This is a genomic window from Bacillus sp. JK74 (assembly GCF_053663395.1).
On record NZ_JBSJQB010000006.1, the window covers coordinates 180,013 to 203,774 of the forward strand.

At 47.5% G+C, this 23,762-nt stretch carries 23 protein-coding genes; 9 read left to right on the forward strand and 14 right to left on the reverse strand.

What is annotated here, in order from left to right:
- Positions 1–93 precede the first annotated feature (93 nt).
- Entirely contained in the window at positions 94–759 is a 666-nt protein-coding gene (locus ACWJJ5_RS16790) for an NAD(P)H-dependent oxidoreductase (RefSeq protein ID WP_031378881.1), read from the forward strand.
- 35 nt (positions 760–794) lie between these two features.
- Here the strand turns inward: ACWJJ5_RS16790 and ACWJJ5_RS16795 are convergent, their stop codons facing one another.
- The 3 genes from ACWJJ5_RS16795 to ACWJJ5_RS16805 form a co-directional block, all read right to left on the reverse strand.
- The gene (locus ACWJJ5_RS16795) at positions 795–1,556 is read right to left on the reverse strand and encodes a YibE/F family protein (protein ID WP_182069703.1); all 762 of its coding nucleotides are present in this window, start codon (positions 1,554–1,556) and stop codon (positions 795–797) included.
- Positions 1,553–2,692 (reverse strand): YibE/F family protein, encoded by a 1,140-nt coding sequence (locus ACWJJ5_RS16800; protein ID WP_454022562.1) that lies wholly within the window; start codon positions 2,690–2,692, stop codon positions 1,553–1,555. Before ACWJJ5_RS16800 ends, ACWJJ5_RS16795 begins: the two co-directional genes overlap by 4 nt.
- A 210-nt stretch (positions 2,693–2,902) precedes the next feature.
- A complete protein-coding gene (locus tag ACWJJ5_RS16805) occupies positions 2,903–7,195 on the reverse strand; it encodes a multifunctional 2',3'-cyclic-nucleotide 2'-phosphodiesterase/3'-nucleotidase/5'-nucleotidase (protein ID WP_454022563.1) in 4,293 nt (1,430 codons plus the stop codon).
- Between the two features lie 220 nt (positions 7,196–7,415).
- On the opposite strand from ACWJJ5_RS16805, the gene ACWJJ5_RS16810 reads away from it, so the two are divergent.
- Positions 7,416–7,931, forward strand: coding sequence for a type 1 glutamine amidotransferase domain-containing protein (locus ACWJJ5_RS16810; protein WP_454022564.1), 516 nt, complete (start codon positions 7,416–7,418; stop codon positions 7,929–7,931).
- Between the two features lie 20 nt (positions 7,932–7,951).
- Here ACWJJ5_RS16810 and ACWJJ5_RS16815 read toward each other — a convergent pair whose 3' ends face one another.
- The 5 genes from ACWJJ5_RS16815 to ACWJJ5_RS16835 all read right to left on the reverse strand — a co-directional run bounded on the left by ACWJJ5_RS16815 (position 7,952) and on the right by ACWJJ5_RS16835 (position 12,602).
- Complete coding sequence (locus tag ACWJJ5_RS16815) at positions 7,952–8,983, reverse strand: LacI family DNA-binding transcriptional regulator (protein ID WP_454022565.1); 1,032 nt, start codon at positions 8,981–8,983, stop codon at positions 7,952–7,954.
- 137 nt (positions 8,984–9,120) lie between these two features.
- Positions 9,121–10,005: a shikimate dehydrogenase gene (locus tag ACWJJ5_RS16820; protein WP_454022566.1), complete on the reverse strand. Its 885-nt coding sequence runs from the start codon at positions 10,003–10,005 to the stop codon at positions 9,121–9,123.
- 64 nt (positions 10,006–10,069) lie between these two features.
- Complete coding sequence (gene aroD, locus ACWJJ5_RS16825; protein ID WP_454022567.1) at positions 10,070–10,831, reverse strand: type I 3-dehydroquinate dehydratase; 762 nt, start codon at positions 10,829–10,831, stop codon at positions 10,070–10,072.
- 26 nt (positions 10,832–10,857) lie between these two features.
- Positions 10,858–12,051 (reverse strand): MFS transporter, encoded by a 1,194-nt coding sequence (locus tag ACWJJ5_RS16830; protein ID WP_003155573.1) that lies wholly within the window; start codon positions 12,049–12,051, stop codon positions 10,858–10,860.
- 335 nt (positions 12,052–12,386) lie between these two features.
- Positions 12,387–12,602 carry a DUF1128 domain-containing protein gene (locus tag ACWJJ5_RS16835; protein ID WP_003155571.1) on the reverse strand — a complete coding sequence of 72 codons (216 nt, stop codon included), beginning with the start codon at positions 12,600–12,602 and terminating at the stop codon, positions 12,387–12,389.
- A 155-nt stretch (positions 12,603–12,757) separates the two neighbouring features.
- On the opposite strand from ACWJJ5_RS16835, the gene ACWJJ5_RS16840 reads away from it, so the two are divergent.
- The 3 genes from ACWJJ5_RS16840 to ACWJJ5_RS16850 are packed head-to-tail and all read left to right on the forward strand — an operon-like array spanning position 12,758 to position 14,422.
- A complete protein-coding gene (locus ACWJJ5_RS16840) occupies positions 12,758–13,231 on the forward strand; it encodes a low molecular weight protein-tyrosine-phosphatase (protein ID WP_003155569.1) in 474 nt (157 codons plus the stop codon).
- 13 nt (positions 13,232–13,244) lie between these two features.
- Positions 13,245–13,571, forward strand: coding sequence for a hypothetical protein (locus ACWJJ5_RS16845; protein ID WP_021493870.1), 327 nt, complete (start codon positions 13,245–13,247; stop codon positions 13,569–13,571).
- An 11-nt stretch (positions 13,572–13,582) separates the two neighbouring features.
- Positions 13,583–14,422: a YihY family inner membrane protein gene (locus ACWJJ5_RS16850; RefSeq protein WP_033574984.1), complete on the forward strand. Its 840-nt coding sequence runs from the start codon at positions 13,583–13,585 to the stop codon at positions 14,420–14,422.
- 185 nt (positions 14,423–14,607) lie between these two features.
- Here the strand turns inward: ACWJJ5_RS16850 and ACWJJ5_RS16855 are convergent, their stop codons facing one another.
- The gene (locus ACWJJ5_RS16855) at positions 14,608–15,786 is read right to left on the reverse strand and encodes an MFS transporter (RefSeq protein ID WP_073981958.1); all 1,179 of its coding nucleotides are present in this window, start codon (positions 15,784–15,786) and stop codon (positions 14,608–14,610) included.
- A 158-nt stretch (positions 15,787–15,944) separates the two neighbouring features.
- Between ACWJJ5_RS16855 and cax the strand changes: the two genes are divergently transcribed.
- Together cax and ACWJJ5_RS16865 are read left to right on the forward strand one after the other, a co-directional pair.
- A complete protein-coding gene (cax, locus tag ACWJJ5_RS16860; protein ID WP_070081505.1) occupies positions 15,945–17,000 on the forward strand; it encodes a calcium/proton exchanger in 1,056 nt (351 codons plus the stop codon).
- A 70-nt stretch (positions 17,001–17,070) separates the two neighbouring features.
- Positions 17,071–17,865: a YfkD famly protein gene (locus tag ACWJJ5_RS16865; protein ID WP_117363985.1), complete on the forward strand. Its 795-nt coding sequence runs from the start codon at positions 17,071–17,073 to the stop codon at positions 17,863–17,865.
- Between the two features lie 28 nt (positions 17,866–17,893).
- On the opposite strand, the gene ACWJJ5_RS16870 is transcribed toward ACWJJ5_RS16865, so the two are convergent.
- Together ACWJJ5_RS16870 and yfkAB are read right to left on the reverse strand one after the other, a co-directional pair.
- Positions 17,894–18,727: a mechanosensitive ion channel family protein gene (locus tag ACWJJ5_RS16870; protein WP_015388541.1), complete on the reverse strand. Its 834-nt coding sequence runs from the start codon at positions 18,725–18,727 to the stop codon at positions 17,894–17,896.
- Between the two features lie 6 nt (positions 18,728–18,733).
- Positions 18,734–19,855, reverse strand: coding sequence for a radical SAM/CxCxxxxC motif protein YfkAB (gene yfkAB / locus ACWJJ5_RS16875; RefSeq protein ID WP_017419119.1), 1,122 nt, complete (start codon positions 19,853–19,855; stop codon positions 18,734–18,736).
- Between the two features lie 146 nt (positions 19,856–20,001).
- Here yfkAB and ACWJJ5_RS16880 point away from each other — a divergent pair, with 146 nt between their 5' ends.
- Positions 20,002–20,187: an SE1561 family protein gene (locus tag ACWJJ5_RS16880; RefSeq protein ID WP_003155558.1), complete on the forward strand. Its 186-nt coding sequence runs from the start codon at positions 20,002–20,004 to the stop codon at positions 20,185–20,187.
- A 100-nt stretch (positions 20,188–20,287) separates the two neighbouring features.
- Entirely contained in the window at positions 20,288–21,079 is a 792-nt protein-coding gene (gene pdaA, locus ACWJJ5_RS16885; RefSeq protein WP_003155556.1) for a delta-lactam-biosynthetic de-N-acetylase, read from the forward strand.
- 34 nt (positions 21,080–21,113) lie between these two features.
- On the opposite strand, the gene ACWJJ5_RS16890 is transcribed toward pdaA, so the two are convergent.
- The 3 genes from ACWJJ5_RS16890 to corA all read right to left on the reverse strand — a co-directional run bounded on the left by ACWJJ5_RS16890 (position 21,114) and on the right by corA (position 23,695).
- Complete coding sequence (locus ACWJJ5_RS16890; RefSeq protein ID WP_146276346.1) at positions 21,114–21,974, reverse strand: NAD(P)-dependent oxidoreductase; 861 nt, start codon at positions 21,972–21,974, stop codon at positions 21,114–21,116.
- Between the two features lie 50 nt (positions 21,975–22,024).
- Entirely contained in the window at positions 22,025–22,672 is a 648-nt protein-coding gene (locus tag ACWJJ5_RS16895) for a hypothetical protein (RefSeq protein ID WP_094247154.1), read from the reverse strand.
- Positions 22,673–22,735: 63 nt separating this feature from the next.
- Positions 22,736–23,695 (reverse strand): magnesium/cobalt transporter CorA, encoded by a 960-nt coding sequence (gene corA / locus ACWJJ5_RS16900; protein WP_003155549.1) that lies wholly within the window; start codon positions 23,693–23,695, stop codon positions 22,736–22,738.
- Positions 23,696–23,762 lie beyond the last annotated feature (67 nt).

Here is a 23,762-nt window from a genome sequence, read left to right on the forward strand (position 1 = left end):
AAATGAATACTATCCAACAAAAATGTGCGTACTGGTACTTTCAAAAATAATGGCTACAATAGTACATAACGAGATGAAAAGGAGAGATCATGAATGTCAGATAAAAAACAGCAGATCATCGAAGCGTATCAATTCAGACACGCCACAAAGGAATTTGATCCTGAGAAAAAAATTTCAGAAAGCGATTTTGAATTCATTTTAGAAACGGGAAGATTATCCCCAAGCTCACTCGGTTTGGAGCCTTGGAAATTTGTCGTCGTTCAAAATCCGGAGCTTCGTGAAAAACTCCGCGAGTTCACATGGGGGGCGCAAAAGCAGCTGCCGACCGCAAGCCATTTCGTACTTCTGCTTGCCCGGACGGCAAAGGATATCCGTTTTGACGCCGATTATGTCAAAAATCACTTGCGGGAAGTCAAAAAAATGCCGGAAGATATGTATGAAGGCTATATCAGCAAAACGGAAGAATTCCAGAAAAATGATTTCAATCTGCTTGAATCAGATCGCGCGCTGTTTGACTGGGCATCCAAACAGACTTACATCGCCCTCGGCAATATGATGACAGCCGCTGCGCAGATCGGCATCGATTCCTGTCCTGTTGAAGGCTTCAACTATAAAGAAATCCACCGGATTCTTGAAGAAGAAGGGCTTCTGGAAAACGGAAGTTTCGACATCTCTGTCATGGCCGCATTCGGCTACCGTGTCAGAGAACCGCGCCCGAAAACAAGATCTGCCTCAAAAGACGTTGTAAAGTGGGTATAAGATAAAAAAAGCTGCCGGGCGTGTCCCGGCAGCTTTTACTGTTTATTTGGTTTTGCTAAAAAACAGGCGGTGATCCAGGACGTCACGGGAATGATGATGCCGATCCCGATTCCGGCGCAAAGAATGGTGACGGCTTCCGCACTGAATACTTTTGAGTTCACTATTTTTTCAGCTGAGTATGATAAGTCTTTAAACCAGATAATTAAAGCCAAATAGCTGCCGAAAAAAGCAAAGAATAACGTATTCGTATTCGTTCCTAAAATATCTCTCCCAATGCTTAATCCGAATGTGTACAGTTCTTTTCTGCTCATGGACGGATTATGACTGTAAATTTCCCGCATGGGTGAAGTAATGGAAATCGCGACATCGGTAATCGCCCCAATCGTGCCCATGATGATCATAGCTGCGGTAACCTTTACAAAATCCACCCCGACAAACAGTGTGAATATGCCGATATCCCCCAATTCTTCTTCACCGAATCCCTGAATCGAAGTATGTTTTGTTACGGCCATAATAAAAAACAGCAGCAATGAAATGGTCAGCATTGCAGAAATAAAGGCGGTTACGGTTTTGACGTTTCCTCCATTAATATAAAAAAGAGTAATGCTGCAAATCACGGCGGAAGAGAGCAATGTTAAAACAATCGGATTGATATGCGGGTCTGTCATGAAAATAATGGTGAGAAAGAGAACACCGAAATTTAAGAATAACGCAATAAAAGACCTCGCTCCTTTTTTTCCGCCGATGATGACCATTAATAGAAATAAAATCGCCGCGAGAATTACGATGACATTCATGAGCTTGCCTTCTTTCGTTTAATAAAAAAGACAGAAGCATACAGACTGGCGGGGATGGTTAATACAATTCCGATCCCCCCGGCCAATGCTCTGGCTATTTCCAAGGAAATGTTCATAGAAAGAGTGAATCCTATCGGGGAATCATTTTTCAAATACAAAAGCATCATCGGAATAGAGCCGCTTATATAAGCAAAAAACAGAATGTTGGTCATCGCCCCCATGATGTCTTTTCCGATCTCCATCCCGGAACGTCTGAGAGCTTGTAATGAGATACCCTTGTTTTCTTCATATAATCCGAAGACAGATGACGTCATGGTAATGGCCACATCCATGACCGCTCCCAGTGATCCGATAAATACCCCGGCCATAAACACCGTGTGATAAGGGCGGGTTAAATACTGCATTTCCTCATATCTGAGACCTTTCTCTCCGGTTGCCAGCATCACCAGATACGTAATCAGCAGGGAAACGAAAGTGCCTGCGAGCGTCGCGGCTATGGCGGCGTATGTTTTCGCGTGAAAACCGCTGACAAGCAGCAATGAGATGACAGTAAAGATGAGAATACAGATACCGCAGATGAAAATTAACCCTATATTAGGATGCTTCCTGTACAAATCTAATGCAAACGACAGTAAAACGGCGTTAAACATCAGGCTGACGATCGAAAAGAAGCCTTGTTTTTTGCCGCCGATAAGCAAGGTGAAGATGAAAACCCAAGCGATCAGCAAAAGCTGTTTATCCCGTTTTTTATCTATAATGCTTCCCGATATAACTTTGTTTGATGGTTTCCCTTTATCAATAGAAACGAATACTTCATCGCCAATCGAATATTTCTGATCATTCGCTCCGGATAAAGAATACTGATTGGACAAATGAATGAGCTGCCCTTTCTGACTGCCGTTTTCAAGTCTGGCAGTGATCGTCTGATTGAAAATCTTATCTTTGTTTTTATGCATGTCCTGTACGTCAGACTGGTGTTCCAATGTTGTTTTCGTCACTCTGGCAATCGGCCGCTCATAAAAAGAAGCGTTGTGAGTGACAAAAATGAGCGAGCTGATAAAACAAAGCGCTGTTATCACGTAAAACAGCTTTTTCTTGTAAGACATGCGGATTCGTTTGTTTCCTGTAATCTTCAAAAAAAGTCCTCCAAACAGGCGGCGCCGTGTAAAAGAGAGGCCCCGCCGTGAAGTGTTAAACGATGCGGATGCAGTCTTTCGCGAATAACGTTCATATTTTATCACTCGGCCATACGGCTGTCGACTCAGAGGGGGGACCGGCAGAAAAAGCTCTCCTGATATCAGATCAGGAGAGCTTTTGGGATGAACCGCCTGATAAAAGCGGTCTTTTTATGCTTCGTTCACTTTTTTTGCTTTTCTTCTTTGATACAGATACAGTGCCGTTCCGAGCGCGCTGATGAGTAACCCGGCAAGAAGGATGGAATACATCGTTGTGGCCGTATCAGGAAGCAGGCCGCCCGGCGATACTCCGTCCTGCGCAGGGCCGGATGACGGTTTTTGTCCGCTTGGCTGCTTTCCGGAGCCGTGATCTCCGCTTGTCGGCGGCGCGCTCTTCGTGTTTGCGTTTAATATGGTGTATTCACTGAAATGATTTGTATAGCCCGTGACGAGATCGTGTGAAACCGAACCGTTGTTTGTTTTTGTATAGACGTTCTTTTTCCGGTCTACATGATAAATGCCGGGCTGTTTCGCCTTTTTCATATTCTCAATGCGCAGGGTGAGCTTTACCGGCGCTTTGAATGTTTTGATGTCTTTGTTTTTCTGCTTCATTGTAAAGTCGTATACATTTGAAAGCGCCCCGCTAACTTTTCCTTTCGGCGTCACACCGAATCGTGTATCAGCTGAAGCAGCGTTTGCCATCGGCATTTTCATGCTGAACTTGTCATGCAGGATCGTAAGGGAAGAATCCGATGTTCTGTCCTTTAACAGGCCGATTTGTTTTTTGGTCACGCTGAGATCAATCGGCTTTTTGGCGCCGTCATTCTTATCATAATACACGATCGGCGTGTTGGCGTTTTTTGCATAGACGGCAAATGCGCTGTCATCTTCAAGCGTCCACGAACCGTTTTTTTGTCTCGTCGGCAGGTACACTTCCTGCGCGCGGCCGTCAACTTTCGGTCCCACCGCTTTTCCCGCTTTTTCAAGCTGCTCAACGAAGACCTCATAGTCGGCAAAGCCAAGGTCTTCTTTATGGGACGCTTCGTTAAAGACGGAATATCCGTCTCCGCCTTCACCGACAAAGTTACTGGTGGCGACTCTGTATGTCTTCTTATCAGAAATCGGCTTTACACTGCCGTCATCCTGTACGGCCGAAGCTTGAAGAACACGGTGTCCCGGCTTTTTATTCAGTGTAAACGTGTATGTTAAACCGGCAACTTGAGGGAAGGCGCCGCCTTGAGCCTCAATTCCGCTTAACCCTTGTTCCAGGGCTTGTTTGATCTGTTTTCCGGTTAAATCCGCGACGTAAAGCGTGTTGCCGAACGGCATTACATTCAGCACGTCGCCGAGTGTGATGTCTCCTTTATCAATGCCCGCGCGGATGCCGCCCCCGTTTGTGATCGCGATTTGGGCGCCGGCCGCTTCCTTCGCTTTTTGCAGCATGCCGTCCGCGATGAAGTTTCCGAGATTGGTTTCTTTGGAGCGGACATGCTCGCGCTGGCCGTCAAGTGCGACCTTCGTTGAACCGACTTTTTCATTTTTAACTGAGACGAGCTCTTTTTTAAACGGATCAAGCTCTTTTTTCAGATCCGGGTCTTCTTTCGTCTGCTCATTCACCGGCAGCGCTTGAAGAGAGGATTGTTCCGGCAGGACGACGCCGTTTTTGTCAAATGCGACATCGACACGGCCTAAATATTCGCCGTATTCTTTTGCCTGGGCGACGATGGTCGGCTCTTCGTTTTTGACAATTTCCATTTTATCTACAAGCGTATGCGTATGTCCGCCGACGATTAAGTCGATGCCTTTTACCTTTTTGGCGAGATCGAGATCACGCTGATGCCCGATATGGGTCAGGGCGATAATTTTATTGACATGTTCCTTGTTCTGTATTTCTTTTACCGTATCTTGTGCGGATTGGAAGGCATCATGAAAGACAATGCTTTTTCCCGGGCTTGATGTGACGGACGTATCTTCTGTCGTCAAGCCGAACACGGCGACTTTTTCTCCGTTTACATCAAGCAGAATATATGGATAGATGCCTGCTTTTTTCTTTTTCCCTGCCGTAAATGTGTCTGCTTTTTTCATGAATGGTCTGAGTTTTGACTCTTTGGACACATCGACATTTGAGCTGACGAGCGGAAAGTCAGGCGCTTGAAAATTGTATTTCCCGGATGGGTCAGACGCGCTCCCGTTACCGCTCAGGAAGCTGGCGAGAGCACCCGGACCTTTATCAAACTCATGATTTCCGAAGGTCATTGCGTCATAGCCCATGCTGTTCATCAATTTTAAATCAGCCAGCCCCTGCCACTTTGTGAAATAGAGATCGCCTGAGAAAACGTCTCCCGCATCCAGCAAAATGCTGCGGTCGGTTTCGCTTCTGATTTCTTTGATTTTCGTCATCCGCCTCGCCGCGTTATCAAGGTGGGCGTGCGTGTCATTAGTATGCATAACGGTGAGTTTCCATGCGTCATCTTTCGGCGGATCTGTGCCCGGTTCATCATCTTTGAATTGGAGCTTGTACTGTCCGTAGCCCGCGTTTTGTGATTCACCGATATAGGCGACGTCATCTGCGCGGTCGGCAAACGGCTTTGCGGCCAAGGAAGATTCAAATGTCAGATTTGTCCCTTTGACCGGAAGGATGGACCAGTTATGATCAGCCTGCGGATTAATCGTTTTCTGCTGGATGATGTAATCCATTAAGACCTGCCTGTTCTCATCGGCAGAAGAGTATACGATTTTATCATTGCTTAAGTGAGGGAACCCTCCGCCGCCTGAAGCGCGGTAATTATTTGTGACGATCAGAAATTCCTGCTTGGCGCTGACGGGCTTTCCTTGATAAGAAAGGTTGACGATCCGGCTTGCATCGGGATGAATAACTGTTCCGTTTTCGTTGTATTTCGCCGGTTTTGTGACATCGACCTGATAGGTGACACCGTCAATGACATCAAAATTGTATGAGCGGTAGGCGTCATTTAAAAGCGCTTGGCTGCCGCCTTTTGCCTGATCGATCTGATTAAATTGCCCCGCGGACATTTCGAGCCAGTCTTTCACTTCGCTTCCGTTCAGCTTGACGATCTGAACCGTGTTGTCATACAGGTACAAATCGCCGATGTTTTTGATGGCGAGGTCGCCAGCGGAAATGTTTGTATAGTAGTTTGAGCCGTTCCGCCCGCCGGCTTTAAACGGGGCGCCCGCCGAGAGGATAGGCAGATCTTTGTACTCCGTATCCTTCATCTTATTTTCGGCGTACCATTTTTGCGCATCCGTTACGATTTGAATGGACGGATCATCTTTGACTTGGGCGAAGAAACTGTTGATATCGGCTTTTGTCTGGCCGACGGGTTCTCTGATGTATTTCAAAGTGCCTTCGTGCGCTTTTTTGACGGTATTGACGACGGTTTCGTTTTCCGAATTCACATTGCCGGCAATCGGCTCGATGCTGCCTTTTGCATCTTCCACATGCCACGCGCTGTCTGTTTTTTCAAGCCGGAGGTCGATGACGCCCGCATATTTGCCCCAGCTGCTTGACATAACAACGGGGATGCCGTTAATCGTGCCTTTATCGACGTCGAATTGATCAGCGCCTTTGTATTCGGCATCAGGGAAAAGACCGTGCTGATGGCCCGATACGATCGCATCAATTCCGCTGACTTTCGTTGCCAGATCAAAAACGGCATTTTCCGCTCCGGAAGACTGCGCTTTTTTTTCGATGCCGCTGTGGGCGAGGGCGATGACGATATCGGCTCCTTCAGCTTTCATTTTCGGAACGGTTTTCTTTGCGGATTCCACAATGTCCTCGACCTGAACGCGGCCTTCGAGATTTTTCTTATCCCACGTCATGATCTGGGGAGGAACAAAGCCGATATAGCCGACTTTTAGCTGATGCTTGCCGCCGTTTTCATCCGTGACGGTTTTGTCTTTTATGACATAAGGCGTATAACGGTTTTCGCCGCTTACTGTTTTCACATTGGCGTTAACGATCGGATAATCAGCGCCTTTGATTGTCCCGTCCAGGAATTCAAGCCCGTAATTAAATTCATGATTGCCGAGTGTTCCTGCGTCATAATGCAGACTGTTCATCACTTCAATGATCGGATGGGTCTTTGCGCCTGAAATGATATCATTTTTCTCATATTTTACGGCGTATTCTCCGAGGGGATTGCCCTGAATCAGGTCTCCGTTATCGACAAGCAGCGTATTCGGGTTTTCGCGCCTGTGCTTCTCAATAAGCTGAGCCGTTCGGGCCAGCCCGAATTCCGTTGTCGGTTTGTCGCTGTAGTAATCGTAGTCCATCATGTTAGCGTGAACGTCAGTTGTGGCTAAAATGCTGAGATTCACACTGGAGGATTTGTTTTCTTCTGCTTTAATGGGTGATGTTGGGAGGATTAGACTAAGTATCATAACTAGGGGCAGCAGAATACGGAGTGTCATATTGACGCTGCATCGTCTTTTCTGTATTCTCACCTGTTCTCCACCTTTCAACAAATTTTATCATGCAGTACCATTGTAAGAATATTTTGTGAAAGTTTATATAGATTTCATGATGATTCTTGTAAAAAGATAAAAAATGAGGATAATGACCTATGTAAAACAGGCGGGCGGTAAACGCGTTACCTATGTTTGATGTTAGTGTGGCTGGGGTACATGGATTTATGTAGACTTCATCAAGCAGGAGGTAGTAACTATGGGTAAAAAAATTGCAGTTGTATTAACGGATTACTTTGAGGATGTCGAGTATACTGAACCTGCGAAAGCTTTTAAAGATGCGGGTCATGAATTAACCATAATTGAACAGGAAAAAGGAAAAACAGTCAAAGGCAAACAAGGGGAAGCGGAAGTGAAAGTGGACGCGTCCATCGATGATGTGAATCCGAAAGACTTTGACGCATTGCTGATCCCGGGCGGATTCTCACCTGACATGCTGCGTGCGGATGACCGTTTCGTCCAATTTGCCAAAGCATTTATGGATGATGAAAAACCGGTGTTCGCCATCTGTCACGGCCCTCAGCTTCTCATCAACGCGAAAGCATTGGACGGGCGCAAAGCGACAGGATTTACTTCAATCCGAATCGACATGGAAAACGCGGGCGCGAATGTGGTGGATGAAGAAGTCGTCGTCTGCCAGAACCAGCTGGTCACAAGCCGCACACCGGATGACATTCCGGCATTCAACCGCGAATCATTAAAACTGCTTGCGTAATATAAAAGCGGAGCGCCGTATCAGGCGTTCCGCTTTTTTTGTGAAGATTCCCGGATGACCAGCTCAGGCGCCAGAATAATGCGTTGTTTTTTGTGCTGGGAATTGGTGATTTTATGATGCAGCAATTGAGCCGCTTCTTTTCCCGACTGCCGCGGAAAGGAAGAAACGGTTGTAAGCGGGGGATAAGAAATTTCAGCTTCCGGCACGTTATCAAAGCCGACAATGTCAATATCTTCGCCCGGAACGAGCCCGGCTTTTCTGATCCCTTGCATGACGCCGAACGCGACCAAATCACTAAAGCAGAAAATCGCGGTCGGGCGCTCAGACCGGCGGAGGAGCTCCGACACGGCCTCACAGCCTGCTTCGCGGGTCGGCGCGCTGTCAATGACATATTCATTTTTCACTTCCAGATCCGCTTCACGGAGCGCTTTTTTAAACCCTTTCATACGCTTCGTCCATGTTGATGAGTGCTTCACGCCGCCCAGAAACGCAATCTCCTGATGGCCTTTCTCAATGAAATGACGCACTGCCTTATAAGTGCCTTCTTCATAATCGGCTCCGACAAAATCACAGTCTGCATCGGCAATCTCCCTGACGGCGAGCACGACCGGAATGTCAAGCTGCTCAAGGCGGGAAAGGGTTTCCTCAGCCGCACCTGAAACCGGACACAAAATCAATCCGCCGACCCTGTGCTCCAGCATGGTCGAAATCAGCTGCTCCTGCTTGGCGACGGAATCAAATGTCGTGCCTAACAGCACCGTTAATCCGACTTCCTCAAGCGTATTCTGAACGCCGATCAGAAACTCTGAGAAAAATGTATTGGAAATGTCAGTGATAATCAATCCTACCGTTGTGGACGTCTGTGATCGTAAATTCGCGGCGACCCGATCATATACGTATCCCAGCTCCCGCATGGATTGCAGCACTTTCTCACGGGTCGCTTCGGAAATTCGGGGATTATTGCGGACAATTAATGAAGCGGTGGATGTTGAGACGCCGGCATGTTCGGCGACCTGCTGCAATGTCACCCGGCGTTTTTTTTGCTGTTTCATACGTCGCATTCCTCACTTGGTTTTTATTCGTTACATCCATTATAAGCGTTTTGGCGCATGAGAAGAAAGAGAGAGGAGGGGGAAAAAGATAAAGCGCCGGAAGACGGATTGTCCTTCGGCGCTTCTGTCACAATAGGTTATTCAAACATTTGCTCTTTAATATACTGAACCGGCATTTCACGGCCTGTCCAATATTTAAACGCCATGGCGCCCTGCCAAAGCATCATGCCGAGACCGTTAATGGTTTTGCATCCGGCCGCTTGAGCTTGTTCAAGCAATTTTGACGTAACGGGGTTGTAAACGACGTCTGTCACAATCAAATCCGGACGGAGCATGGATGTATCTTCAATAACGCTCAAGCCTTCAAGCGGTTTCATGCCGACACCTGTTCCGTTTGTGAAAATATCGCTTGAAGCGATTTCAGCACGCAGCGCATCTTGATCTTCGAGCGGGAAGACTTTCGCTTTACAAGAAGATCCCTTCATTTCTTCATTGATGATGCGGACATTTTCTTCCGCTTTTTCGAAAAACGCGTCATTGCGGGCGAAAATAGAGATTTCTCCGAGGCCTTCCAATGCGGATTGAATCGCTATCGGAGTGGCGGCCCCGCCGGAACCGGCCAGCGTCATTTTTTTCCCTGTGATATCGATGCCGTGTTCTTTTAAGTTGCGGACGTATCCCATACCGTCAGTGGAGTGTCCGATCAGTCTGCCGTTTTCATTAACGACTGTATTTACCGCGCCGGTGAATTTCGCTGAATCCGCGAGTTCATCGAGATAAGGGAGAATGTTCATCTTATTCGGCATCGAGACATTGAAGCCTCTGACGTTTAAGGCACGCATTCCCGTTACCACATCTTCCAGCTGTTCATTGCCGACTTCAAACGCGAGGTAAGCGTAGTTCAATCCTAATTTTTTAAACGCCAGGTTGTGCATCGCCGGAGATAAAGAGTGTCCGATCGGTGTCGCGAATAATCCGATAAGCTGAGTTTTTCCGTTAATCCGTCCTAATTCTTTCTTCATGATGTATTCCTCCGTTAGTCCATTCATTTGTTTTTCATCCCGCTTTGAGGGCAAAAAACGCTGATTACATATGTTTATTTAAAATGCTGAGTACGCTGCGCAATTCCTCAACGGGAATCTGCCCGGGCGCTGATGCTTCTTTGCCCGCTCCGAACGTGCACGCTGAGCCGAAGACTTCGCCGGCCAGGCGGCTGATCAGGCCTGTTCCCGCCATTGACATCGTGATGATCGGCCGGTCCGCGTATTGTGTTTTCATCGTGTGAGTGGCATCCAATAAGACGAAAACATCTTCCGTGCTTTGCGGCATCACCGCGATTTTCGGAATGTGCGCGCCATACGCCTGCATGTTCCGCAGCCGGGAAATGATTTCTTCTTTTTTCGGTGTCTGATGAAAATCATGATTGGACATGACGACATATACGCCGTTGTCTTCAGCGGTTTTCACAATTGATTTGACTTCCGCTTCTCCCGTAAACAGCTCAACGTCTGCAAGGTCAATATGTTTTGTTTCGACGGCGGTTTTAAGCAATTCAATGTAAAAGCGGTCATCAATAACTTTATTTCCGCCTTCTTTATGGGTTCTGAATGTGAAAAGCAGCGGTGTTGCGCCTGCGGCTTTCCGCAGCTTTTCAAGCATGCCTTTTACGGCGTCCAGGCTGTCAACATGCTCGTATACATCCGCCCGCCACTCAATGATATCCGGGCGAAGCCCGTTGACGGCTTCAATTTCTTCGAGCAGTTCTTTCTCTCCGGCCGCCATCAGCGGCACAATGATCTTCGGAAGCCCTTCGCCGATGACCGTATTTCTGATCGTGATAGATTGCATGATAAATCCTCTCCCTTAAAAAATAGTCAGGCTTTCATCACTTGCTTAAAGCGGATTCCGATAAACAATGCGAGAAGGGCGCTGACGGCCGCAATTCCGATATCAAGCAGAAAAACAGGCGTCAGGCCGGCGGCTTTGGATATCGCTCCCGTTACAAGCGGAATGACAATAAAAGATAAGCTTGATGCTATATTAACAAAAGATGTGATCGTACCTTTATTTTTAGGGAATAAAACAGCCATAACCGTCATCGCCAATTGCAGAATGCCCGCAGTTGAAAGTCCGATGACAAAGGAGCTGATGACTGATACGGCCGGCTGATGAATGAAAATCAGAGCAAGCAGCGCGATTGCCGCGATCACAGGGTACAGCACCATTACCGTAATCGGCTGAATCACTCTGTTTAACAGCACAGCCAGCAATAACACGGACACAAGCGCCCCAATGCTGTAATAGCTCAACAATTTGACGGCCTGCACCTCAGGCATGCCCAAAACGGATTGCCCGAACTTAGGAAGCCATACTTGAACGAGCATAAACAGCGCCGTTGATGAAAAGCCTAACAGAATGATTGCGAGGCCTTCGCGCCATATCGACGGCTGTGATGTGAACGCGTCATCAGACGGAGAGGCTTCCGTCCGGCCGCCGTCTTCTTTTTGCTTATGATTCGGAAACGGAACTTTCAACAGGAAAAAGCCGTTCAGGAAGAAAATAATGCCCGGTACGAAAAACGTCCAGCCGTAAAACAAATGCCTGTCCGCAATAAACGCGATAAAAAACGGAAGCACCGTCGCGCCGATGGATACAAACGCTTTGATTAACACGGTTGCAGAGCTTGCGTTTTTCGGAAATCCTTCAATAAGCGCCGGATATGTCCCGGAATCCAAAAAGGAATTGGCGATCCCGGCGAAAATGGCGAAGATAAACGCGGCCGTATAGTTTGTCGAAAGCGGAATTCCGATTAGGAAAATCAGATACAGAAAGGCGCCCGACACGATAAACGGCCGTCTCCCGAATGTATCCGAAAGCTTCCCGGCAAACAGAAGCGAAATCAGCTTCCCGATCCCGATGGCGGAGACCAAATAGCTGACCCCGGCTGCGGATGTATGAAGCTGTTTTGATAATGCCTCCATATTGGATGCGATAATAATATTGATCATGCCCAGCAGGAAATAGTTAATATAAAGACCTGCTGCCATTTTGGTGTATATGTTTTTCATGATGACATCCCCTAATGCGGTTAATAAAGAATTAAATTATTTTTTTAATTGATAAAAGCACAGCGCCATTCCCCTTTATTGAACCACTGCCTTTCTTTGAAAACTGGTTTGATAAAACGATTGCATAGACAAACTTGAATAACGCTGATATCACAATGAGTATATCGTTATACTAAACAAAAAAGATAAGCGGCCCGCTCTTTTAGTATATCGTTCTACCAAGTTCACAGTTACTATACTCCTTCTTTTTATATGTGTCAAACCGATGAACTTTTATTTTTTACTTTTTTAAATCAAGAAAAGACCTGCCGTTTTTCGGCAGGTCTGACATGGGTTTATTTTCTGAGAGAAGCGAGCTCCTCGGCAATGGCCTGCATTTCACTCGGGCTGAATGATGCTTTTTTCATGACCATTTGATGAAGGTATGTAAGATCTTCTATTTTTTCATCACTGAAATCTTCCGCTCTGATGACGCCGACATTGAGCATGTTGAGCTTTTGCGAAATGTCTTCAATCATTTTGTTTAACGTTTCTGTTTGTTGGCTCGGCAAATTCATGCATCCTTTCATGACCGTTTTCGTACCCTTTATTCTAACAGAATTCATTTAGAATAAAAGCTTATTTCCACAGCCGCAGAAAAGTTGCTAAGATGTTGATAAGGTTTTTGATCCTCAAAATGCGGGGAAAGAATAGGGAGGTTATCGATATGATACATGTGCTGTTTGTCTGTCTGGGAAATATTTGCCGGTCGCCTATGGCAGAGGCGGTATTTTCTGATATGGTGAAGAAAAACGGGCTGAACGGGCAGATTAACATTGATTCAGCGGGAATCGGCGCCTGGCATGCGGGAAATCCGCCGCATGAAGGGACAAAGGAGATCCTGAAGAAGAAAGGGATCAGCGCAAGCGGCATCACGGCGAGGCAGGTCCGTGAGTCTGATCTGACCGATTTTGATTACGTCATTGCGATGGATGCAGAAAATATCGGACATTTGCGCAGCATGGCCGGTTATAAAAAAGCGGCGCCGCGTATTGCAAGGCTGCTTGATTATGTACCGGAGTCGGACCTTGCCGACGTGCCCGATCCGTATTATACCGGAAATTTCAGCGAGGTGTACGCTTTGGTCGAGTCCGGGTGCCGTCATTTGCTGGAGATAATAAAGAAAGACCATCATTTATAAGGGGGATTGACCGATGAAGCAGACACGCATCATGGCAAAAGCGATTCTGATCGGCGCTGCCGCCGGCGGAGCACTGTCCTTATTACATAAGCCGACGAGAGAGGCATGTTTCCGGAACATGGACGCGTGCAGGCGGCGTGCGGCATTTTACCGAAAACATCCTGAAGCCCTGAAGCAGCAGGCTTCCGCAAAAATGGATCAAGTGAAAATCTTCGCCAATACCGTATCGGAAGATCTGAGTTTTTTAAACGGGCAGATCACCAAGCTGAAGCAGACGACACCGCAGGTCATTGACCTGTTAAAAGAAACGAAGGAGCATTTTTCGAAAAACGATCATTGAGGTGGGATGTCATGAGTTTTATAAAGGAGCTGTTTGCAAGGTTTTCTCTGCATGAAGGACAAAGTAAATCGGCGGAGCTGGCGTATTTTTTCCTGCTGTCATTGTTTCCGTTGATGATTTTCATGCTGACGCTCACCGCCTATCTTCCCATATCGGCAGAAGACGTGCTCGGGGCGGTCGATCAATACGCGCCCGACAGCGCCATGTCCATGGTGAAATCCATAACGGAGCAAACGCTGAACAAGCGCAGCGGCGGGCTTTTGTCATTCGGGATTATCGCCGTCATCTGGTCGGCTTCGAATGGTATGAACGCGATTGTCAGAGCATTTAACCATGCCTACGAAGTCGAGGAAAACCGCTCATTTATCATCATTCGCCTGACCTCAATTTTTTTAACCATTGCGATGGTGGTTACGATTTTAATCGCATTGCTTCTGCCGGTGTTCGGCAGAGAAATCGGAATGCTGGCCGCGGATTTTATCGGCGCCTCCGGCCTGTTTTTGCAGGTGTGGTCGGTTGTCCGCTGGGGTATCAGTCCGCTTATCCTGTTAATCGTGTTTACCGCGCTTTACATTTTCGCGCCGAATAAAAAGCTTTCCCTCCGTTTTGTGCTGCCGGGAGCCGTGTTCGCGGCAGCCGGCTGGATTATCGTCAGTATGCTGTTCTCATTTTACGTCGGCACCTTTGCCAACTACAGCGCCACATACGGGAGCATCGGGGGAATTATCGTCCTGATGATCTGGTTTTACCTTACGGGAACCCTGCTGATTTTAGGAGGAGAAATCAACGCGCTTTTACATAAACGTAAAAAGCTTCCTGATGAAAATCCGTACCGCGGGAGCAAGCTATAGAGGAACGGATGACGTTCAAGCTGAAAAACGGAGGGAATCGGCTATGACCAAGCATACGAAAAAAGGCGGAAGCCATAATAAACAAAACTCAAAAAACGGCCCGAAGAATAAAACAAGCGGAAGCGCTAACGGGCAGAACGGATACCACTAGAAAGAAGCCGCCTGGCTCAGATCAGGCGGCTTTTTTATGAGACCGGAAAAGAATGGGATTCGGAAGCGGGGCTGTGCTTTGTTTTTCCGAAGACGAGCGCAAGCCAAATACAGACCAGAATCACCGTAATAAAGTAAAACAAGTTGGCGCTTTCAAACCGCTGCATATACCAGCCGCCCGCCACCGGGCCGATCATGCTGCCGAGGCTGAAGGAAATGCCGCAGAGCAGATTGCCCGCTGGCAGCAGATGGGACGGCAGCAGGTCGCTCATATAGCTGATGCCGAGGGAAAACATACTGCCGACCGCCATTCCCGCCGTGAAAAAGCAGCAGCCGATGACAGAAGGCGACGGAAACAGTCCGGCTGTCAAAAAGCAAAGGGCACCCGTTAATAAGATGACGAGCAGGACAGGTTTTCTCCCGAATCGATCGCTTAATAAACCGAGAGGGAACTGGAATACAATACTTCCGATGGCAAAAGCGGGCAATATCAGCGCTACGGCATCAACGGATATACCTAAACGAAGGGCGTACACGGGAAAGCTTCCGTTCAGCGCCGTTTCTAAAAAACCGTACCCGAAAGCCGGGAGAAAAGCGACCCAGCCGAAAAGGAGGGCGCGGTAAAACCGTTTTGCGCTGTTGTCCCCGGATGTTTCATCCGGACCTTGCGCCGGGTACTCGTTACGTAAGGCAAACACAAACAGCCAGGCACAAAGACTGATACAGCCGGATACGATAAACGGAAGGGACGGACTTGTTTTCACAAGAGGGACCATGAAAGGGCCGACAGCGAATCCGAGCCCGAAGGACAGTCCGTACAGCGAAATGTTTCTTCCTCTGTTTCGGGGCGTTGACTTGGAAGTCACCCACGTTTGGGTTGAAAAATGCAGCATATGATCCCCGATTCCGATAAGCAGCCGAAGAAAAAACCACAACCATATGGATTGAAGCCAAATAAAACTGAATAAGCTGATGATAACAAGAAATCCGCCCATGACCATCAGAGGTTTGAATCCGAGCTTGCGCAGCGGGGCCTCCATAAACGGCGACGCCAGAAGCACGCCGATATAAAGGCCGGTTGCGTGAAGTCCGTTTATGGCTGCGGATTCTCCGTTCGTTTCAAAAATGACGGAGATCACCGGCAGAAGCATGCCTTGGGAAAATCCGGAGATGGAAACAAGCAGAACCAAAATAAAGAAGTACAGTCGTGACATCGCGTATTTCTCCTTCTTCAGTATCTTTCTTGATCGTACACGGATTTTCCGCGTCCGGCAACCTGAAAATGCCAATTCGGGCTGCCGAGGAAGTGTAATTGAGGGAGTTTTTGAGAAGGATATAAAAAGACTTATTCGAAAAAAGGAGCCAGGCAGATATGAATCGGATTTTTTTCTTTACGGCTGCGGCGGGAGTTCCGCTTTCAGTCATCGGCGGCCTGATGCACTGGCCGTCAGCGGTTTTGTTTATTATTTATTGCTTGACGATTATTGCGCTTGCAAGTTATATGGGGAGAGCGACTGAATCTCTTGCCATTATCGCGGGACCGCGGATCGGCGGTCTGCTGAATGCCACGTTCGGCAATGCGGTAGAGCTGATTATATCGCTTTTTGCCCTAAAAGAAGGGCTGACGGGCATCGTTCTTGCTTCACTGACCGGTTCGGTGCTCGGCAATCTTTTGCTCGTCGCGGGACTGTCGTTTTTTATCGGCGGTTTGAAATATAAGCGGCAGGAATTCAATATTCATGATGCACGGCATAATTCAGGCCTGCTGATTTTTGCCATTATCGTAGCTTTTGTCATTCCCGAAGTGTTTTCCATGGATATGGGGGAGAAAAGCAAGCTAAATTTGAGTGTCGGCATCAGCATTATCATGATCCTTTTGTACGTGGCGGCTCTTTATTTCAAGCTCGTCACCCACCGCGGTGTTTATCAGCCGAATCAGCCGGAGGCAAAGAAAGAAGAGGAGCAGCCTGAGTGGTCAGGGAAAAGAGCGACGGCCGTCTTATTTATTTCAACTATTATTGTCGCCTACATATCTGAAAACCTTGTCCATACGTTTCATGCGGTGGCTGAACAGTTCGGCTGGAGCGAGCTGTTTATCGGGGTGATTATCGTCGCAATTGTCGGAAATGCCGCAGAGCATGCGTCAGCGATTATTATGGCGTACAAAGACAAGATGGATGTCGCCGTTGAAATCGCGGTAGGTTCGACTTTGCAGATCGCCATGTTTGTAGCCCCGGTTCTTGTGATCTGTTCTATCTTTTTTCCGGTCAATATGCCGCTTGTATTCACATTGCCCGAGCTTGTGGCGATGATATCATCCGTCCTTTTGATGACGATGATTTCAAATGACGGCGATTCGAACTGGTTTGAAGGGGCTACGCTCCTTGCCGCTTATGTCATCATGGCGATCGGTTTTTTCCTGCTTTAACCTGTAAAAAATGCGGATAACAACGATTGCGTAGGAAAAGACTAAAGGAAAATGCTATAGAAAGAGTGATATGATGAGAAAGCTGTTTCATGCCACATTGATTCTGCTGTTATCCTTTAGTTTTTTCGCAATGCCGTCTGCCGGTGCAAAGAAACCGTTTAAGGTTCCCAACTCTGTCGTAAGCATTTCAAAGGAAAATACGTATCCGAATGCTTCACAGGACCAGCCGATGCTTCAGCCGAGCAAACTGGCAAAGGAATTGTTAGATACATCCGAGATCAATATCGAAAATCCGCATCTGATAAAGATGCTGAATGAATCCTCGGTTTCCGGTTCACCGCTTGCCATCGGATATCGGGCGACAATATTTCTCGGGAAATGGGCGCTCGGCTATCAATCGAACGAAACGGTCGCCAACTGGGAATATAAAAAAATCAATACGAACAGAGCGGATAACCGGGGCGGACAGCAAACCGCGATTATCTCATACGCCCAAGAACAGCAATACAAAATCAAAGGCGGGCTCACAGCGAAGGTGCCGAACGCAGAAGACGTAAAAAGTATGATGATGCAAAAAGCGATGAAGAAAACAAAACTGCCGCTCGCTTTTGAAACGGTTATCGGCGCAGGCACAAAACGCGATCAAACCTACAAAATTTCTCCGCAGCGGCTCGGCTACCTGCACGCCTACGCTCCGGCCGTTAATGAAAAAGGAAAAGTAACATACGGTGAAGTGTATTTGGTGCTGAAAGGCAGCAAGCGGAAACTTGTCGTCAAAAATGTGACTTCGCAAGGAATCGGGGCTTGGATTCCGGTTCAGGATCACGTCACATTCGGTTTTCAAATGACAGCGCAGCCGAGATAACTAAAAAAAGCTGATTCCGGTTCGGGAATCAGCTTTTTTGTGTGTGATACATTTCCTCAAGCAATTGCACATTGTTGTTGTACAGCTCCCGGGCAAGAACGCGTCTCACCGCAAGGCTTGCCGAGAAGTATTCTTTATCTTGAACCATGCCTTTGACGGTAAATTCTATGCCTCTCGTCAATTTGTTCAGGCTCATGATTCCATGAACTTGAAACGGCTCCGTCGCATTGAGAAATTCATCTCGCTTCAGTGAATCGCGAAGCTCATCATTGAGCATGTCGCAAGCTTTTTCTAAGACGGCATATACCCGCTCGGGATCTTCTTTATAACTGATCACGACGGACTCGGTAATCCGCATAAAATCAATGTTATAGTTTTGAAGCTGTCTGACCTCACCGTTTGAAATGGTAAGCAGCTTGCCGGTCCACTCACGGATCTGAAGGGAACGGAGCCCGATTTCTTCGACTGTGCCGTTGAACAGATTGTTAATCGTCACGTAATCGCCTTTATGAAGCTGGCGTTCGTATATCAAAAAGACACCGGCCAATATGTCCTTGATTAACGACTGGGCGCCGAAACCGATGACGATACCGGCAACACCCGCCCCGGCTAAAATTCGGCCGAAATCATGAACGAATAACGAAATGACGTAAAAGATAAAACCGATCGTCGCCGTATACTGGGTGATGGATCGGACGAGGCTTTCAATCGTTTTCCCTTTCCGTTCCTCCAAGAAATCTATGCGTTTAAATAACACCTGGACAAAGCGGTTGATCAGAAAAACACCGGCGTAAAGCACGAGAGCGACGATGATGATCTCAACCACTTTGCTTTTCAAAATATCCGTAATTGTCGTTTCCATCTTCTGTTAACCTCTGGCTTTTCGTAATGAAAAATCCGTGTCCTGATAATAACTGTTTTTGACAAGGACGTTCGGTCCGAGGCACCGGACGTTTGTGCAGCGGCAGTTCAGCTCTTTGCTCAGCTTCGTCTGTCTCCACTTGTCATATGCATCGGGAAGGCTGTCTGTTTTAATATTGCCGAGCGGCGGTGTATCGCCGAAATCCGTGACAATGATATTTCCGTCAAAAATGTTGACATTCAGGCGGGAGCGGCCGTCAGGGTCGTTTCGCACCGTAACGTTTTTCGCTTCCCGCAGGCGGCGGAGGAGCTTCTGGTCTTCTTCATCAGGGCTGCATGCGTAAAACGGGAGCGTGCCGAACAGCATCCATGTCTCTTCATCGCGAATGTCGAGCAGATGATGAATGGCCTGTCTCATGTCCTTCAGGCTGAGTGATTCAAGCGCGCTGGCGAAATCACTCGGATACATCGGATGGACTTCGTGCCGCTGGCATTTCATTTCTTCCGTAATCTGCCGGTGAATATGTTCAATATGCGGCAGCGTGCGTTTGTTCAGCATCGTTTCCGCTGAAACCATTACGCCTGCTTCGACCAGCGTGCGGCTGTTTTCAATCATTTTGTCAAAATAGCGCGCCCGCTGTTCAAATGTCGGTTTCTTCTCCATCATCGCAAATCCGATGTCGGCAAAGTCCTCGACCGTTCCCCAGTTGTGGGAAATGTGAAGAACGTCCAAATAAGGAATAATCCGTTCGTAGCGCCCGATATCAAGCGTCAGGTTTGAATTGATCTGTGTGCGCACGCCGCGTTCATGCGCATATTTCAAAAGCGGGACGACGTATTCCTTTACCGATTTCAGCGAAAGCATCGGTTCGCCGCCCGTAATGCTGATAGAGCGCAACAGAGGAATTTCATCAAGCCGCTTTAATAAAAGGTCAATCGGCAGCGCATTCGGGTCTTTCGGCTGGAGCGTGTACCCGACGGCGCAGTGCTCGCATCTCATATTGCACAAAGTCGTCGTTGTGAATTCAACGTTCGTCAATTTCATATCTCCATACTGGTCGACATCCATGTACGCTTCCCAAGGATCGTACTCCGGTGTGATCGGACGCAGTGCTGTGTTTTGTGTCATGACTATCTAACTCCTTTATAAATGGGGCATACTAACGTCTGCCAACTGTTAATTTTAGACCTGATCTGCCAAGATCGCAAGTAGCGGAACCATTGAAAAACGCCAAAAAATACGCTACCATTATAAAAAATGAATGGAGTGGAAGTATGGGGAATGCAGTAAACAGCAAAGATCAGCAGCTTGATTACCTGAAGAACAGACTCGATATGTTTATGAATGTCATTGATTCATTAGACCCTGAATCAACGGACGTTGAAGATATAGATCGGCTCATCGGCATGCTTGATGATCTGGAAGCAAAATACGAACGCTTTAAAAAGGATTGGGAATAACCCCCGGCGGATGCCGGGGTTTTTCTTTTTCCATAATGCGGCTGTATAAAAGGGCAGGGCCAACTGCAAAATAAGGAAAAATGCAGAAGGAGTGCTGGTCATGAAATGGTTTTGTTCAATTTGCTGCATGGCCGTTTTACTTGCGGGAGGCATCAACAGCGCAGAAGCCGTGCCGAATGAACGGATAAACTGGGGATTTAAACGCAGCGTCAATCATCAGCCGCCGGATGCCGGCAGACAGCTGGACAATCTGGTCAAAAAATATGATGCCTTTTATTTGGGCAATACGAAAGAAAAGACCATCTATTTAACGTTTGATAACGGATATGAAAATGGGTACACCCCGAAAGTGCTTGATGTGTTAAAAAAACATCACGTCACGGGCACTTTTTTTGTCACGGGTCATTTTGTGAAAGAGCAGCCTGATTTGATTAAACGGATGTCAAAGGAAGGCCATATCATCGGCAATCATTCTTTTCATCATCCTGATCTGACGACAAAAACGGGCGATCAGATTCAAGACGAACTCGATTCCGTCACGGAAGCTGTGTACAACATTACCGGAAAGCGGGACAACCTGTATCTCCGTCCGCCGCGCGGCGTATTCAGCGAATATGTCCTCAAAGAAACGAAGCGTCTCGGCTACCAAACCGTTTTCTGGTCCGTCGCATTTGTCGACTGGAAGGTTAACGAGCAAAAAGGGAAACAATACGCCTATGATCACATGATAAAGCAGGCGCATCCCGGCGCGATCTACCTTCTTCACACTGTTTCAAAGGACAATTCAGAAGCTCTGGACGATGCCATTACCGATTTGAAAAAAGAAGGCTACACGTTTAAAAGCATTGATGACCTGATGTTTGAGAAAGAAATGAAGCTGCCGCGCCTGTAAAAAACACCTCTCCTGGTAATGGAGAGGTGTTTTGTTATTTGATACATTTAATCAATGCCGCCCAATCCAGATCTCCGAAGCCTTGTGCGATCCCGCTTTCAAAATGGCTCTTCGCCAGTTCGGCAAGAGGGAGTTTTGCGGAAATCTGTTCTGCGGCGGCGAGCGCCAGATTGGTATCTTTCAGCCCTAAAGACATTTTGAAACCGGCAGGCTCAAATTTTTCCTCAGCCATGATCGTGCCGTAATTTTGATAGACGGGAGAGCCAAAAAGCGCACCGGCGATTTCTAAAAATTGTTTTTGTTCTAAACCGAACTTTTCCATCATTAAGAATGATTCAGATAACGCCTCCAGCATAGAAACGAGCAAGAAATTGACGCTGATTTTCGCGGCATTGGCCGTTTTTGTTTCTTCACCCGTATCAAATACTTGCTGACTCAGGATGTTAAGCAGCGGTTCGGCCTTTTTCTTCGCTTCTGCCGGTCCGGCTGTGATGATGCGAAGCTCGGCCTTCTCGGCGGCATCGGGGCGGCCGAGGACGGGAGCGGCAATAAAGGACTGCCCTCTGCCCGAATGTGCGGCGGAGAGCTGTTCTGACAGCGCCGTACTGATCGTACTCATTGAAATATGAATGCCGTTTTCAGATAACCCGGCAATAATGCCGCAAGCTCCGAACGTCACGCCTGTTACGGCTTCATCGTCTGACAGCATTGAAAGCACGATGTCCGCATGTTCAGCTGCCTGGCGGGGCGTTTCGGCATATTCGGCCCCTTTATCCAGCAGGTCAGCCGCTTTTTCTTTCGTCCGGTTATATACAGTCAGGCTGTATCCGGCTTTCATGATATTTTCGGCGATGGGGCGGCCCATATTGCCGAGTCCGACGATGGCGATCTTCATTTGACAGTCCCTCCAATGAAAAGTTTTCCACCATTATACATGCGAAATGGTTATTCTGCTGTGTACAGGATTGCCACTTTCAGTTCAGGTTCTGAAGACCATCCGGAGTCTGAGGCGGCTTTCCCCTTATAAAATCCGCTAAACCGCGTTTTGATGATTGTTTTTGAACGGGGTTTTACAGTGAACGTTTTTGATTTGAATGTGACGTCCTTTATGTTTTCTGATAAATCCGGCGTGACAGAAATGGTTTGTTCCCCTTTTCCATAATGATTGATATAAAGCGTGCAGCTCATGCCCGCTCTTTTTCGCTCAATCAGATGGCTGCATTCGCTGCGGTGCTTCAAATATTCGACAGCCTCTTTTTCGGGCGCGAACTGTTTTAAGGAAAAAGCGGCATATTCGGTGGCAGGACTGATACCGGAAGCGGCCCCCATACTGAGAAAGATCAGAAACAGCCCCGCCGCGGGAAGCGTCCGCCTGAACGCGGCGGCACACCAGATTAACGCCGCAAAGTAAAGGACGACCCCGGGAATGACGGAGATATGGGCTCCGTCTTCAGACCAGGAAGAAAAGCCGAGCGACTCAAAGATGTAATCAGACACCGTACAGCCGTTATACAGCGGGGCAATGGACATAACACTGAATAGCAGGAGGACAGAAGAAATGATTTTGTGAGAAAAGATGGTAACGGCGCACACCTCTTTACGTTTTTTTCCAACATATCATGTTTTCTCAAAAAAAAGAACAGCCGGCAGCCGTTCTTACTTGAAAATATTAAACCAGCCTTTGCGGGCGAACCAAAACAGCATGGCGGCCACAAGAACGGCCATGACGCCCAAAACGATAAAATACCCGTATTTCCAATGAAGCTCAGGCATGTTATCGAAATTCATGCCGTAAACCCCCGCGATGAACGTCAGCGGGATAAAAATGGTCGAGACGATGGTTAATGTCATCATAATGGCGTTCATCCGGTTTGAATTCAGCGTCACATAGCTGTCCCGCAAATCTGACGTCATATCACGGTTTGACTCGATCAGCTCGGCCAGTTTTAACAGGTGGTCATAAATATCGCTGAAATACGCCTTCGTTTCACGGCTTTCTTTTACATGGTCAAGGCTCAAAATCCGGTACATTAAATCGCGCATCGGAATGATCGTCCGTCTCAGGTTCAAAAGATCAGTCCGCAATTCAAACACTTCATTCATTAATGTGCCGTAAGATTTATGGGTTCTGCTGTCTTCAATTTCATTCAGCCGGTCTTCAATTTTGTACAGCACGGGGAAATATTCATCGACAAGCTGATCCATAATCATATAAGTGATGTGCCCCGGCCCTTTTTTGGCTAATCCCGGAGAAGCGAAAAACCGTTCTCTCACCCTTGAGACGCCGGGCGATTCGTGCAAATGGAAGCTGACGATGAAACGGTCGGACTGAAAAATGTCCACCTCTTCCATTTCCAGTGTGTCCGGGTTCAAGGCGTGGAGCACATAAAAACGGTAGCCGTCATAATGGTCGATTTTCGGCCGCTGCATGTGCTGAAAGCAATCCTCGATCGCAAGCGGATGAAAGTGAAAATAATCCCGCAGCAGCTCGGTTTCATGCATCTCAGCGCCGAAAAAATCAATCCAGTACCATGCGATGTCCGGTTGTTCTGTACGTGATAGGGGGATATTATCTAATATCTCATTATGTGTTGTGATTGCGGTTATATGTATCATAAACAACCCTCCGCCTGCCATTATATCATGCGGCGTTATGAAGAAAAGTATACGAATTGCCGCCCGG

Bases quoted from the DNA above. Each gene is read 5' to 3' on its own strand.
- ACWJJ5_RS16815 (WP_454022565.1), bottom strand. From the start codon at position 8,983: ATGAAACAGCAAAAAAAACGCCGGGTGACATTGCAGCAGGTCGCCGAA.
- ACWJJ5_RS16850 (WP_033574984.1), top strand. From the start codon at position 13,583: ATGAGTTTTATAAAGGAGCTGTTTGCAAGGTTTTCTCTGCATGAAGGA.
- cax (WP_070081505.1), top strand. From the start codon at position 15,945: ATGAATCGGATTTTTTTCTTTACGGCTGCGGCGGGAGTTCCGCTTTCA.
- ACWJJ5_RS16845 (WP_021493870.1), top strand. From the start codon at position 13,245: ATGAAGCAGACACGCATCATGGCAAAAGCGATTCTGATCGGCGCTGCC.
- ACWJJ5_RS16820 (WP_454022566.1), bottom strand. From the start codon at position 10,005: ATGAAGAAAGAATTAGGACGGATTAACGGAAAAACTCAGCTTATCGGA.
- ACWJJ5_RS16890 (WP_146276346.1), bottom strand. From the start codon at position 21,974: ATGAAGATCGCCATCGTCGGACTCGGCAATATGGGCCGCCCCATCGCC.
- ACWJJ5_RS16880 (WP_003155558.1), top strand. From the start codon at position 20,002: ATGGGGAATGCAGTAAACAGCAAAGATCAGCAGCTTGATTACCTGAAG.
- ACWJJ5_RS16810 (WP_454022564.1), top strand. From the start codon at position 7,416: ATGGGTAAAAAAATTGCAGTTGTATTAACGGATTACTTTGAGGATGTC.
- ACWJJ5_RS16865 (WP_117363985.1), top strand. From the start codon at position 17,071: ATGATGAGAAAGCTGTTTCATGCCACATTGATTCTGCTGTTATCCTTT.
- ACWJJ5_RS16790 (WP_031378881.1), top strand. From the start codon at position 94: ATGTCAGATAAAAAACAGCAGATCATCGAAGCGTATCAATTCAGACAC.
- ACWJJ5_RS16855 (WP_073981958.1), bottom strand. From the start codon at position 15,786: ATGTCACGACTGTACTTCTTTATTTTGGTTCTGCTTGTTTCCATCTCC.
- yfkAB (WP_017419119.1), bottom strand. From the start codon at position 19,855: ATGACACAAAACACAGCACTGCGTCCGATCACACCGGAGTACGATCCT.
- aroD (WP_454022567.1), bottom strand. From the start codon at position 10,831: ATGCAATCTATCACGATCAGAAATACGGTCATCGGCGAAGGGCTTCCG.
- pdaA (WP_003155556.1), top strand. From the start codon at position 20,288: ATGAAATGGTTTTGTTCAATTTGCTGCATGGCCGTTTTACTTGCGGGA.
- ACWJJ5_RS16840 (WP_003155569.1), top strand. From the start codon at position 12,758: ATGATACATGTGCTGTTTGTCTGTCTGGGAAATATTTGCCGGTCGCCT.
- corA (WP_003155549.1), bottom strand. From the start codon at position 23,695: ATGATACATATAACCGCAATCACAACACATAATGAGATATTAGATAAT.
- ACWJJ5_RS16795 (WP_182069703.1), bottom strand. From the start codon at position 1,556: ATGAATGTCATCGTAATTCTCGCGGCGATTTTATTTCTATTAATGGTC.
- ACWJJ5_RS16870 (WP_015388541.1), bottom strand. From the start codon at position 18,727: ATGGAAACGACAATTACGGATATTTTGAAAAGCAAAGTGGTTGAGATC.
- ACWJJ5_RS16830 (WP_003155573.1), bottom strand. From the start codon at position 12,051: ATGAAAAACATATACACCAAAATGGCAGCAGGTCTTTATATTAACTAT.